General features: G+C 68.9%; 12 protein-coding genes. 3 read left to right on the plus strand and 9 right to left on the minus strand.

The window, feature by feature from the left end; all coding sequences use genetic code 11:
- Positions 1 to 20: 20 nt before the first annotated feature.
- The 3 genes from ACWGCN_RS12870 to ACWGCN_RS12880 are packed head-to-tail and all read right to left on the minus strand — an operon-like array spanning position 21 to position 5,460.
- A complete protein-coding gene (locus tag ACWGCN_RS12870; RefSeq protein WP_452460219.1) occupies positions 21 to 1,244 on the minus strand; it encodes a DUF6986 family protein in 1,224 nt (407 codons plus the stop codon).
- Entirely contained in the window at positions 1,241 to 4,516 is a 3,276-nt protein-coding gene (locus tag ACWGCN_RS12875; protein WP_452529023.1) for a molybdopterin cofactor-binding domain-containing protein, read from the minus strand. Before ACWGCN_RS12875 ends, ACWGCN_RS12870 begins: the two co-directional genes overlap by 4 nt.
- On the minus strand, positions 4,513 to 5,460 hold the full coding sequence (locus tag ACWGCN_RS12880) for an NADP-dependent oxidoreductase (RefSeq protein ID WP_379312374.1): 948 nt from the start codon (positions 5,458 to 5,460) through the stop codon (positions 4,513 to 4,515). Before ACWGCN_RS12880 ends, ACWGCN_RS12875 begins: the two co-directional genes overlap by 4 nt.
- Positions 5,461 to 5,561: 101 nt before the next feature.
- Here ACWGCN_RS12880 and ACWGCN_RS12885 point away from each other — a divergent pair, with 101 nt between their 5' ends.
- On the plus strand, positions 5,562 to 5,960 hold the full coding sequence (locus ACWGCN_RS12885; protein ID WP_452457750.1) for a winged helix-turn-helix transcriptional regulator: 399 nt from the start codon (positions 5,562 to 5,564) through the stop codon (positions 5,958 to 5,960).
- Between the two features lie 2 nt (positions 5,961 to 5,962).
- Here ACWGCN_RS12885 and ACWGCN_RS12890 read toward each other — a convergent pair whose 3' ends face one another.
- From ACWGCN_RS12890 to uraD, 5 genes are all read right to left on the minus strand, one after another.
- A complete protein-coding gene (locus ACWGCN_RS12890) occupies positions 5,963 to 6,814 on the minus strand; it encodes an FAD binding domain-containing protein (RefSeq protein ID WP_452457749.1) in 852 nt (283 codons plus the stop codon).
- 253 nt (positions 6,815 to 7,067) lie between these two features.
- Entirely contained in the window at positions 7,068 to 8,438 is a 1,371-nt protein-coding gene (locus tag ACWGCN_RS12895; protein WP_378991113.1) for an 8-oxoguanine deaminase, read from the minus strand.
- Positions 8,426 to 9,331, minus strand: a complete 906-nt coding sequence (gene pucL / locus ACWGCN_RS12900; protein ID WP_452457748.1) for a factor-independent urate hydroxylase — start codon at positions 9,329 to 9,331, stop codon at positions 8,426 to 8,428. The genes ACWGCN_RS12895 and pucL overlap by 13 nt, the downstream gene beginning before the upstream one ends.
- A gap of 1 nt (position 9,332) precedes the next feature.
- Positions 9,333 to 9,650: a hydroxyisourate hydrolase gene (gene uraH / locus ACWGCN_RS12905; RefSeq protein WP_379312377.1), complete on the minus strand. Its 318-nt coding sequence runs from the start codon at positions 9,648 to 9,650 to the stop codon at positions 9,333 to 9,335.
- A complete protein-coding gene (gene uraD / locus ACWGCN_RS12910; RefSeq protein WP_452457747.1) occupies positions 9,647 to 10,264 on the minus strand; it encodes a 2-oxo-4-hydroxy-4-carboxy-5-ureidoimidazoline decarboxylase in 618 nt (205 codons plus the stop codon). Before uraD ends, uraH begins: the two co-directional genes overlap by 4 nt.
- Here uraD and ACWGCN_RS12915 point away from each other — a divergent pair, their 5' ends adjacent.
- Positions 10,265 to 10,861, plus strand: coding sequence for a nucleotidyltransferase family protein (locus ACWGCN_RS12915; protein ID WP_452457746.1), 597 nt, complete (start codon positions 10,265 to 10,267; stop codon positions 10,859 to 10,861).
- A gap of 15 nt (positions 10,862 to 10,876) precedes the next feature.
- Positions 10,877 to 11,896 carry an XdhC family protein gene (locus ACWGCN_RS12920; RefSeq protein WP_378991121.1) on the plus strand — a complete coding sequence of 340 codons (1,020 nt, stop codon included), beginning with the start codon at positions 10,877 to 10,879 and terminating at the stop codon, positions 11,894 to 11,896.
- Positions 11,897 to 11,938: 42 nt separating this feature from the next.
- Here ACWGCN_RS12920 and ACWGCN_RS12925 read toward each other — a convergent pair whose 3' ends face one another.
- Positions 11,939 to 13,003 carry an ABC transporter substrate-binding protein gene (locus ACWGCN_RS12925; RefSeq protein WP_452457745.1) on the minus strand — a complete coding sequence of 355 codons (1,065 nt, stop codon included), beginning with the start codon at positions 13,001 to 13,003 and terminating at the stop codon, positions 11,939 to 11,941.
- Positions 13,004 to 13,061 lie beyond the last annotated feature (58 nt).

Consider the following 13,061-nt stretch of genomic DNA (forward strand, 5'->3'; position numbering starts at 1 on the left):
CGCTATTTGTGCCGGGCTCATCACGTCGCGCGCACCCGTCGAGCGGCGAGATCGAGCAGAACCTCGCCGGTCAGACCCGGCGCATCGGCGAGCAGTTCGGCCTCGGTGAACGCACCGGCACGCAGGCCACGCAGCACGGTGCTCGCCAAGGCTTCGGCGGTCGCGGGCTCGTCCATCACACCCCCGCCACGCCGGTCCAGGTAGGCGATCAGGCGCGGCACCGCCACCTCGCGCGCGCCGCGGAAGAAGTCGTAGGTGGCGAGCCAGCGGGTGATCAGGTGGCCGGGGTGCATGTCCCAGCCCTGGTAGTAGCCGCGGCGCAAGGCCCGCTCGACCAGGCGGTGGTGGTTGGCCATGGCGCCTTCGGGATCGACGTCGGGGACGATCTGGGTGGAGCCGTCACAGATCCACACCCCCGTCTGCGCGGCGGCGACCTGCATCACCGACTTGGCGTAGTCGGCGGCGGGATGGTCGAGGGCCTGATCGGTGGCCGCGATGCCGCAGGCGGCGGTGTAGTCGTAGGTACCGAAATGCAGTGCGCTACAGCGGCCGTCGGCCAGGTGGATCATCTTGACGATGGGCGCGGTGCCGTCGGGGGCGATAATCGCCTGCGGGCTCTCGATCTGGAGCTCGAAACGTAGCGACCGTTCGGGCAGGCCGTGGCCGCGCTCGAGTCCGGTGCACAGATCGACGATCGCCGACACCTGTTCCGCGGCACGGATCTTGGGCACCGTGAACACGAATCCGGGCAGTGCGCCACCCGCCCCGTCGAGGACGAGTTCGAGAGTGCGCAACGCGCGCCGACGTTCGTTCGCGGCCAGACCTTTCGTCCGAACACCGAACGAGACCGGTGCGCCGGGCTTGTCGGCCCATGCCGCCAGCGCCTCGCCCGCCGCCTTCGCCGCCGCGTCCTCCTCGTCGTCGGCCCGGAACCCGTAACCGTCCTCGAAGTCGATGCGCATGTCCTGCACCGGCTGGTCCGTGAGTCGACGGCGCACGGCCGGGAGCGAACCGGTGACATCGAGACCGACGAGGAAGTCGGCGTGGCGATGCAGTAGCTCCAAGGCGGTGGCGCCCCACTCGGCGGGGGTCTGCGCGGTGGCGCGGTCGGCCGGCACGTAGGCGGTGTGCACGGGTTGGACCCGGTCACCGGCTCCTGGGTAGCGCACGCGCAGTTCGGCGTCGACGGAGTCGAGCACCGAGTCGATGCGGGCTCGAATATGTTCGGGCAGGCGAGTATTCACCCGGCGGTTCCTTCCTTGACGGCCCGCCACACACGATCGGCGGTCATCGGTAATCGGTAAGGGCGGACACCGACGGCGTCGCGGATCGCGTTCGCCAGGGCGGGGGCCACCGGGTTGTAGGGGGACTCACTCATCGATTTGGCACCCAGCGGGCCCAGTTCGTCACTGGTTTCGGCGAAATACACCTCGGTGCGGGGCAGATCGGCGAACTGCGGAACGTGATAGTGGCGCAGCGTCCGCGTGGTCACCACGCCGGACTCGGATCGCATGTCCTCGTAGAGCGCGGTCCCGATCGCCTGGGCGACGCCGCCTTCCACCTGCCCACGCAGCTGCACGGGGTTCAGCACCGTGCCCGCGTCGGCGACCTGGACCGACTGCAATATCTGCACCGCGCCGGTCGAGGGCTGGACCGCCACCCGGAACGCGTGGACATTGAAGCTCACCGAGCGCGGGGTGCCCGCGTGGCTGCCGTGGGCGACGAGCTCGCCGTCGGCGAGCAGTTGCGCCGCGGTGATCAGTTCGTCGCCGCAGCGCACGCCGCTCGCTTCGAGCAGACAGTCGCGTTCGGGGTGACCGCTCACCTTCGCCGCCCTCGCCAACATCATCGCGTGCAGTTCGAGCGCCGCCGCGTAGGAGGCTTTGCCCGCGACCATGGTGCCGGTGGAGCCGAACGCGCCGGTATCGTGGCCGACCACGTCGGTGTCGGACTGGCGGATCACGATTCGCTCGGCGGCGGTGGCCAGCGCCGTTGCCGCGAGCTGGGCGTGGACAGTCGTGGTGCCGTTGCCGAATTCCGCGGTGCCGACCCCGATTTCGTAGCGGCCGTCGGGCAGCAGGCTCGCCGTGGCATCGGCATGATGTCCGCGCGGGGGCACGGTCGCGATCATCGCCACCGCCATGCCCTCGCCCACCTGCCAATCCGGTCCGGGCGCGGCGACACCGTTGCCGCGCAGGAGCGCCCGCTGGGCGGTGTCGAGGCACTGGTCGAGGCCGTAACTACCGAAGGTCAGGTCGGACTCGTCGATTTCGGCGGCGGTGAACCGATCGCCCGGGATCACCACATTGCGACGGCGGAATTCGAAGGGGTCGATGCCGAGTTCGCGGGCCAGTTCGTCGATCGCCGACTCGACACCGAAGATCACCTGGCCGAGTCCGTAGCCACGGAACGCGCCAGAGGGAACGTTGTTGGTGTACACCGCTTGTGCGTTCACCCGCTTGTGCGGGCAGCGGTAGACGGCCACCGATTCGCCGACGGAATGGAACATCACGCCGGCGCTGTGGTTGCCGTACGCGCCCGCGTCGGCGAGTACGTCCACCGAGAGCGCGGTCAGGATGCCCGCCGCGTCGGCGGCCGCGGTGACCGCGACCCGCATCGGATGACGGCACGTGGCCGAGGTGAATTCGTCGGTGCGGGTGAACTCGTATTGCACGGGATGCCCGGTGCGGAGCACCGCCAAGGCGATCAGGTCCTCGGCCAGCATCTCCTGCTTGGCCCCGAAGCCGCCGCCGACGCGAGTCGCGAACACCCGCACGCGGTCTCGACCCAGCCCGAACAGGTGGCACAGTTCGTCGCGGACCAGGAACGGCACCTGGGTGCTCGAGCGAACGACGAGCCTGCCCGTGTCGTCGAGCCAGCCGATCCCGCCATGGGTCTCCAGGTGCACGTGCTGCACGCGCGGCGAATTCCACACGCCGCTCACCACTTTCGCGGCCTGCTCGATACCGGCTTCGAAATCACCGACACCACCGTGGATCTCGGCGATCAGATTGCGCTGCGCGTCGGCGATCCGTGCCGAGTCCGGCTTGTCGGCATGCAGCACCGGCGCGCCATCGGCCAACGCTGCCTCGGGCTCGAAGACCGCGGGCAGCACCTCGTACTCCACGTGCAGCGCTCGCACCCCAGCACGTGCGGCGTCCAGGGTCTCCCCCACCACCGCGGCTACCCGCTGCCCCACGAACCGGACCGTGCTGTCGAGCACGAAGGTGTCGTCCGGATCGTCCTCGCGCAGTTCGTGGCGAGCCGTGGAGAACGCGGTTCGCGGTCCGTCCACATGTGTCAACACCACACGCACACCCGCAACAGCCCGCGCCGCGGCCACGTCGATGGACACGATCCGCGCATGCGCGTGCGGACTGGCCAGCACGGCCAGATGCCACGGGGCCACCGGCGGCATCCGCTCCCCCGCCCCCGGCACCACATCCATCGTGAACGCTTCCGCACCCCGCACGATCCGCGCCCCAGCGGGCGCCCCCACACCGTCTCCGATCTGCCCCGCCCGATATTTCCGCCGCATCACCCCACCGACCCGCGCCTGCGCCCCCACCACGGCAGACACCCCGACCTGCGGCCCCTCCGCCGCCGACACCGTGGTGACCTCACCGGCCAACCGGCCCGGGTGACCGTGTGTCACATACGACTCGACAGCAGGTCCCGCCGCATCGAACGACTCACCGGATCGCGCCACCTCATCGCTTCCCGGCCGAACATCTCCTCCACCGATCGAATGAGCGGACCGACCGTCATCGCTACGCACCGCGGGGGCCGGGTACGCGTCGGGCGAAGCTTCAGCGGGGGATGATTCCGCGCCCGCCCGCTTCGCGACTTCTTCGGCAACGCTGCGCGTGGCTGACGAACTATCGTCGAATCGGTCAGCAGTCGCCTCACCGAGCCCGGACGTCGCTTCCGCGACATGGGTCCGCGTCGAGGCGTTCGCCGCACGATGCCCCTTCCCCGTGCACAGTGGGCCGGATTCCTCCGCGCGGTGCGGCGGCGAGTCGGCCTCGCCAGTTGTACACAGTGATGCACAGGGTGCGGCCAAGGCATCGGCGATGGCGCGATAGCCCGTGCAGCGGCACAGGTTTCCCTTCAGCAGTTCGGCGCGTTCGGCGTCGGTGACTGCCTGAGCAGCCAAGTTGTCCACAGCTGTGTCGGGGCGGGCGGCGGCCAGACCCGATGCTGTCACCACCATTCCGGCAGTGCAGAAACCACATTGGAAAGCGGCGTTCTCGACGAAGCCGCGCTGCACCGGGTTCGGGGTATCCGCGTCGCCGAGGCCCGCGGCGGTCGTCACCGCGCGGTCGGCGGCGCGGTGGGCCGGGATCAGGCAGGAGTGGACGGGTTCGCCGTCGAGCAGCACCGAGCAGGCTCCGCAGTCGCCGGAGTCACAGCCCTTCTTGACCGCGAGCTCGCCGTGCTCGCGGAGCAGCGTGCGCAGGCACTGGCCGGGCCGCGCGGTCACTTCGACCGCGCGGCCGTCGATATCGAGCCTCATGAACCACCTCCGTGTTCCGTGGTCAGCACGATGCGGCCGCGCAGGCCGCCTCGGGCCAGTCGGGTGTGCGCATCGGCGGCTTGCTCGAGCGGCAGGGTGCCGGCCACGCGCAGGGCGAGGTCGTAGCCGGCGAGCGTGGCCAGGGCTGCGCCGTCGGCGCTGATCCAGGCGTGGTGAACGCGAATGCCGCGCAACGGAACCGGGTCGGCGCCACCGACGACGGTGACGAACGACCCCCGGTTGCGCACTGCGGCAAGCGCTCCGGCGCTCAGGCCCGCCGTGTCCAGGACGGCATCGACACCACCGGGCACCAGCGCGCGGACCGCCTCGGCCAGGTCCGGCGTCTCCCGCGGCACTACCCACTCCGCACCGAGCCCGCGCACGAAGCCGGCGTCCTCGGCGCCGACCTGCGCGATCACCCTGAGTCCACGCCACCGCGCGGCGATCTCGACCGCGAAACCGCCCACCGCACCGGCCGCGCCGGTCACCAGCACACTGTCGCCTTCGGCGAGATCGAGCAGATCGAGCGCCTGAAAAGCGGTGAGCCCGTTCAGCGGGAGCGTCGCGGCCTCCGCCGCCGAGCGGCCGACGGGAGCCGCTGCCACCGCCGACGCGTCGAGCACGAGGTAGTCCGCGTAACTGCCCAGCGACCGGTCGAGCAGATCACGAAGCCCGATCACGGGCTGTCCCACCGCGAAACCGGGCACCCCGGCGCCGACCTCGTCGATCTCGCCCGCCACGTCCCAGCCGATCCCGGTCACCGGTCGCGGCGCCATCAGACCGGCTTCGACCAGCGCACCCGCCCTGGTCACCGCGTCGACCGGGTTCACCGCGGCCGCCGACACCCGGATCCGCACCTGACCTGGCCCCGGCGCGGGCACCGGCACCTCGACGAGTTCGAGTGCTTCCGGTCCGCCGAAGGTATGGACGACAACTGCGCGCATGATGATCTCTCTCTTCCGTAGGTACTGACCGAACCTAGGGAGAGCTACTCTCTATCGGGAAGTACGCACTGCGAAGTGCCTACCGCACACGAGGGAGAGCGATGAGTACGCGGACCGCCGCCGAGCGCCGCGCCGAGGCGGGCGCGGCCTACAACGCCTACGTGGCCGAATGCCCGGCGCGTCAGCTGCTGGACCGGATCGGCGACAAGTGGGTGAGTCTGGCGATCAACGCGCTGGCCGACGGTTCGCTGCGCTACAGCGAACTGAACCAGCGGCTGGCGGGGGTGAGCCAGAAGATGCTCACCCAGACCCTGCGCAATCTCGAACGCGACGGCCTGGTCACCCGCACCGTGCTGCCCGAGGTGCCGGTTCGCGTCGAATACCGGCTCACTCCACTCGGCGAGGACTTGCTGCCGGTGATGCGCACCATCAAGGGCTGGGCCGAGCAGCACATGGATCGGGTGCTCGCCGCCCGCGCCGCCTACGACGCCGCGCGCTGAACTCACGACGCCTCCCGCAGTTCGGCGGCCACCTCTGCGGCCAGCAACCCGGTCACGTGCTCACGCCAGTCGGGCGCACCGTGTGGATCGTCGAACCACACGTCGGGATCGATCTCGGCCAGCGCGTAATTCAGCTCGGATGGCGAAGGGACGGAATCGAAGTCGAGAACGATCGGGCGAACAGTCGCCGCGGTGACGGTGATCGCGCACCGGCCGTCGGCCGCACGCCTGCCCATCACCACCGACCCGGAACGCCCGAGCGGAGCCAAGGCCACCTTGCGAAAGCTGGTGCGCGCCACCAGGCTCGAGGTGGGAACGACGAACGAGCGCACGACCGCGCCCGAGCCCAGCAGGTTCTCTCCCGGTCCGGTGACGAAGTCGCGCAGGGAGATTCGTCGCTCGCCACCGCCGCGCGGCCAGATCACCGCGGTCGCGTCCAAGGCGACGAGCGCGCCGAGAACCGCGCCTGCGGGCAGTGACAGACACACGTTCCCGCCGACCGTCGCCGTACGCCAGATCTTGTGCGAGGCCAGCAGCGCCCGGCAGGACTGCGCGAACAGCGCCGTACCCGGCCACTCCGGTCGCATGGTCGAGGTGCCGAGTTCCCGGCCGGGACGGGCACCGGCGAACTCCGCCAGCGTGCACGTCGCGGCGATCTCCAGCCCCGGTGCAGACTCGGTCAGCGGCGCCCAGCCCAGGGTGGTGATGTCGACGAGCGTATCGAGATGATCGTGCGGTTCGGAGAACAGGAAAGTACCGCCCGCCAGCACCGCGCTGCCCGCTCCGACCTGCGCCAGATCGGCGCGTTCACGGGCGAGAACAATCTCGGAAACAGTGTCCAGATCCACGTTCACCTCGCTAACCTCACCGGCCACAGTAGGGGCCGGGAGTTGCCACGATGTTGCACGAAACCCGCGCCAGATTGCGCCGCGGTTAACCCGGTGTACGCCATCCAGTGTGCGCCGATCCAGGCAAAACCGCAGATCAGCACGCCGACGACGAGCATGGCTGTCGGCCCGACATCCGAGCTCACGTGCCGGCCGGCGCGCGGATGACGTCACGGCCCGCCCCCGCCGCGCGTGATCACGCGCCGGGGTCCGAGCGTGATCACGCACCGGCCAGCAGCGTGGCCTGGGCCTGGGCCACCTCGGCACCCACCGACGCCTCGTCCACCGTCAGCACGACATCGTCGCGAACGACCTCGCGCCCGTTCACCAGCAGTGCGGCCAGCGGCGGCGCCGAGCCGAGGATCAGCGCGACGACCGGGTCCTCGATACCGGCGTGAGCGGGCGTATCCAGCCGCCACAGCGCCAGATCCGCCAGCTTGCCCGGCTCGATGGATCCGATCTCGTCCGCCCGCCCGAGTACCCGCGCACCACCCATCGTCGCCAGCTCCAGCGCCGTGCGCACCGTCATCGCCCGCGGACCGCCGACCGCCCGCGCGTACAGCAGCGCGTTGCGCGGTTCCTCGATCATCGAACTGGACTCGTTGCTGGCCGCACCGTCGACTCCGAGGCCGACGGGCACACCGGCCGCCACCAGGTCGGCGGTCCGTGCGATCCCCGCGCCCAACCGGCCGTTGGAGGTCGGGCAGTGCGCGATCCCGGTCCCGGTGCGCGCCATCGCCGCGATCGCCGGATCGTCGAGGTGCACGGCGTGCGCGTACCAGACATCGTCGCCGAGCCAGCCCAGCTGCTCCATGTACTCGGCGGGCGTGCACCCGAACTTCTCCTGGCAGAAGTCCTGCTCGTCGAGAGTTTCGGCGAGGTGCGTGTGCAGCCGGACGCCCGCGGAACGGGCCAGCGCCGCGGACTCGCGCAGGAGATCGGCGGTCACCGAGAACGGCGAGCAGGGTGCCAGCGCTATCCGCACCATCGCGTCGAACGACGGGTCGTGCCAGTCTTCGATGGCCGCCGCACTCGCGGCGAGGATGTCGTCGATCGACTCCACCACGGAGTCCGGCGGCAGCCCGCCCTTGCTCTGCCCGAGATCCATCGACCCGCGCGCCGGGTGGAAGCGCAGCCCCACCTCGACCGCCGCGCCGATCTCGGCGGCGAGTAGGTCACCGCCGCCGCGCGGGAACACGTAGTGGTGATCCGACGACGTCGTGCACCCACTGCGCGCCAGCGAGACCAGCGCGCCGGTGGCCGCTGTCCGCACCGACTTCTCATCGATCCGCGCCCACACCGGATACAGCGTGGTCAGCCACTCGAACAGCGTGTTGTCGGCGGCCAGCCCACGGGTGATCCATTGGTACAGGTGGTGGTGGGTGTTGACCAGACCGGGCGTGAGCACGCAGCCACGCCCGTCGATCCGCGCGACCTCCGGCCCGAACTCGGGCGGTGCACCCGCGCCCACAGCGTCGATCTTGTTGCCGCGCACCGTGACCCAGCCGTCGCGGTATTCGGTGCCCGTCGCGTCGACGGCGATCACCGCACAGCCGTGAATCAGCAGATCGGGCGCGCTCACGGCTGCCACGCGATCCCCGCATCGGGCGCGTCCGCTCGCGCCAGGGTGGCGTGGATCGAGCCGTAGGGCCGGTCGGCCGCCCAGAAGACCTCACCCTTGTTCTCGATCTCGAACCGCGCGAGGTCGTAGTCGAAGTGGTGTTTGTTCGGCGCCGACAACCGGATCTCGGCCAGCACCGGAAAGCGTTCCAGCGCGGCCGTTCCCATCGCGTACAGCGTCTGCTGCAACGCCTTGGAGTACGTGGTGGCGAAGAGCTCGAGCAGCGTGGCGCGGATCCCGGCGTACACCTCGTCCCAGTCGAATCCGCTGGTCTCGGCGAACCGCCACTGGACCACCAGCGAACTGGCCAGCACGCGATCGTGGGTCGGCGCGAGTGTCGTGTATTCGTCGGTGAGGAAGTCGGCGAACTCCGATCCGGTCGACTTGAGCAACACCAGGTCCTTGATCCCGCCGATCACCCACCGCTGCTGCTGCGCGCCCTTGCCCGCCACGGTCACCGCGGCCGTGCGCACCTCGGGGCCCTGACGCACCCAGGTGTGATCGTGTTCGGCACCGTCGACCGAAACCCGCTGCCAGCCATAGGAGTCCACGTCGATACGCGCACTCGACACCGGATCGACCGAGTCGGCGAAATGCTTGCCCAGCGCGATCGCGTAGTCCTCGATGGTGTCGAGACCGGGCTTCTTCGAATACACGAAGGCCATGTGCTTCTGGGTGTCGGTGGGCAGAACGTGACGCTGGTCACCATCGGTGTATGCCGCCTCGAAATCACCGCGCAGGGTGGTCGAGACGTTCACGTCGCGAATCTCGTGGCGCGCGTTCTCTTTGTAGAAACGCACAACCCGATTCTCGGCTTTGCCATATCGATTGTCGGTCAACACGATCGGACCGGTCAGTGCCATCTCAGCTCCCTCGGTAGGTGGAATAGGCGAACGGCGACAGCAGCAGCGGCACATGCAGATGCGGCTGCTCACCCACCGTGAACGCGACGCAGACTTCCGGATAGAAGGTCTCGGTGCCCTGCGCCGCGAAGTAGCTGCCGGTATCGAAGAACAGCCGGTAGTCGCCCGGATTGAGTCCGGCCGCCAGCTCTTTCACCCGGCCGTCGGCGTCGGTGAGCGCCTCGGTGAGCCGCTGCTCCCCGCGCATCAGCAACACCGCGACACCCGCGGCGGGGACCCCGCGCACGGCGTCGAGCACGTGGGTACTCACGCTCGTCATGGCGTCACCAGCCCCGCCAGGCGCAGCCGGTTGATCTTCGTCAGTTCTGTTCGCATGACCTGCCTTTCAGTAGACGGATCGTTGTCCAACCGCGCGCGCAAGATCGCCAGCAACTCCTCGCCGCTGCGACCTGCCGCGCAGACCAGGTAGATATGGCCGAACTTCGCCTCGTAGGCGCGATTGCCCTCGGCCAGGGCCACGCGCACGTCCGTACCCGCCACGCCGGACTGCTCGCGCGCGGAGGCCGCCGAGGTCGGGCGGTCGCCGATCCGCGGGTGACCGGCCAGCGCCTCGTCGATCTCGGCGTCGTCGAGTGCGGCCGTTCCCGCCTCGGCCGCCGCCAACAGCGCGTCGGTGGTGGCATAGGGACGCGCGGCCGCGATCGCCCGCGCCCAGCGTGGCGCCGAGCAACAGGCAAGCAGCGCATCCTCGGCAGTCTTCGCAGGTAGATCGTTGAAACCCGCGAGGCTCAGCCCTTCGCTCGTCATCGATCCAGCATCGCGCGATCCCCGGCCCGCCGCCACCGATGTGCAGTCCATCACGTCGGCGTGTCGTCGCCGGTGCGCTCCCCTGCTGTAATCGACCGGCAACATTGCGTCATTACCTTCGCTCACATGCCTCCACTCGACCGTTCCGCGCACGCCTCGTGCACGGGCATCGTCCTCGCGGCGGGTGCGGGCACGCGATACGGCAAACCCAAGGCACTCGCCGAGGACGGCGCCTGGTTGCGTTCGGCGATCACCGCCCTGCGCGACGGCGGCTGCGATCCGGTGGTCGTCATGCTCGGCGCGACCGGACCCGATCCGGCCGCCCTCGGACTGCCCGACGGCACCCGATGCCGGTGGGTCGCCGACTGGGCGACCGGACTCTCCGCGACGGTGCGCGAGGGCCTGCGCGCCGCCACCGAAACCGACACCCGTTACGTGGCGTTTCTGCCTGTCGATATCCCCGATATCGGGGGCGATGTGGTCGCCAGAGTGCTCGCCGCGGCGCGCGCGAGCAAGAGCGGACTTGCCCGTGCTGTGTTTCACAACACACCTGGACACCCCGTTGTGATCGAGAACAAGCACTGGGAAGCCATTTCCGAAGTAGCCGCAGGCGATATCGGGGCCGGTTCCTATTTGGGCGGTCGACAGGATATGGTGTGCGTCACGTGCGACGACTTGGCGACAGGGACCGATCGCGATTTCCCGGAAGTCGGCGCACGGTGATCGGAGTTGTGAGATATGCGCGATATCGTCGATGACCTTCTGCGAGTGTGGCATTCGGGCCGTACGGGCGGCCTCGCCACCGTGGTCCGTACCATCGGCACCAATTCCCTGCCCATCGGCTCTTCGATGCTCGTCACCCCCAACGGTGGCGTCTTCGGATCGATCGCCTCCGGACGGCTGGAAGAGACCGTCTACGACGCGGCATTGGAAGCGGGTCGCACCGGCGTCCGGCAACTGCGTCGCTACAGCATGCTCACCGGTCTGGAATCGAGCGCCGACGACGGAACGCTCGTCGATATCTTCGTAGAACCGTTCTCCTGCCGCGATTTTCCCGAATTCCCCACTATCGCCGCCGATATCCAAGCCCATCGCCGGGTCACCGTGTTCACCGTGGTGTGGAATCAGGATCCCGATGTCATCGGCCAGCATCTGGTCACCGATCGCAAGCACGCGACCGAACTCGTCGCGCTGCCCGAGTCGGATCTGTTCGTCGCCTCGTACTGCCCGCCGCCGCGCCTGATCATCTTCGGCGCCAACGCCTACGCGGCCACCCTCGTCGCGCAGGCGCGGATGATCGGCTACCGGGTGACCATCTGCGACTCGCGTCCCGAGTTCGCCGACCCGGCCTCGTTCCCGGGTGCCGAAGTGGTCGTCGACTGGCCGCATCGCTACCTCAACACCCTCTCGGCCGCGGGCGAGGTCGACAACAGCACCGCCATCGTCGTGCTGGCCAACGAGCCGCGCTTCGAGATCCCGCTGCTCACCGTCGCGTTACGACTACCCGAGCTCGGCTACCTAGCCGCCCTCGGCACCCCTGCCGACCAGGCTCGTCGCCTCGACGACCTGCGCGCGGGCGGCTTCGACGAGCCGACCCTGTCGCGCGTGCACGTACCCGCGGGCCTGGAAGCGGGCCCGCGCACTCCCGCCGAGACCGCCGTCTTCATCACCGCCGACTTCCTCGCCTCCCGCGCGGGCCTTCGCCTCGCGGCTCAGCGCGACTACGGGTCGACAGCCGCTGTGGGTATGGCCATTTGATGTACCGGTCGGCGCCACGGCTTCGCGGCGCCGATCGGGTTCTTATTTCAGGCCCGGGTTCTCGGCGTATACCTCACGCAGGACGGACAGGTCGAAGAGCTGGCCGGCCTTGATGTCGATCTTGGCGGTACGCAGCGCGGCGATGTTCTGCTCGATCAGCGCGTCCGACATCGTCAGCAGGCCGTCAGTCTTGGTCGACGCCGAGACGACCAGGTCGTTCTGTGCGATGGCCTCCTTGCTCTGCTCGGCGAGGTCGAGTTTCAGGTCCTTGCCGTAGACCTCGACGGCCAACCGCGCGGACTCGGCCGGGTTGGCGACGGCGTCCTTCCAGCCCTTGATCTGGGCGGTCAGGAAGGCCTTGAGCTTGTCGCGCTCGTTGTCGATGGTGTGCTGGCTCACCGTCAATGTCTCCGCGACCAGCGGCAGACCGAAGTCGGCGAACAAGAAGTGGTCGTTGGCGAAGCCCTTGGCGGCCAGGGTGATCGGCTCGTTGGTCACATAACTCACCCAGCCGTCGACCTCGCCGTTGGCCAGCGGGGTCGGATCGAACTGTGCGGGCACCACGGTGACATCGCCGGGACTGATGCCGTTGGCCGCCAGCAGGGCGCTGAAGATGAGCTGATTGGTGTCCTGCACACCGATCTTGCGGCCCTTCATCTCCATGGGTGATGTGATCGGCTTGCCCGCCGAACTCACGATCGCGAACGGGTTCTTCTGATAGGTCGCGCCGACGATCTTGGCGGGTAGTCCTTCCAGCACGGCGGGCGCGGTGGTCTGCGGCGCGGAGAGGCCGAGCCAGATCTTGCCGGTATCGAGACCGGCTTCCACCGAAGTCGACGCCGCGCCACCCGCGACGAGATCTACCGCACCGAATCCTGCATCCTTGAAATAGCCCTTCGAATCGGCGAAATACTCACCCGCGAATTCGATGTTCTTGATCCAGGACAACTGGACAGCGACCTTGCCGAATTTCGAGCCGTCGTCGGTCGAGCCGTTCGAGGAAGTGGCCGAACTACCGCCGCAGGCGGCGAGCAGCCCGGCGCCGCCGAGCGCCGCGCCGGTCAATGCGGAAAAGCGGAGAAAGGAACGACGGTCGATACTGTTCATACGCAAAATGTAGGTTCGATGCGTTTCGTTCTCTTTGCCGCCACGTTCCGCCGCTATT

The sequence above is a fragment of the Nocardia sp. NPDC055050 genome (assembly GCF_053608345.1).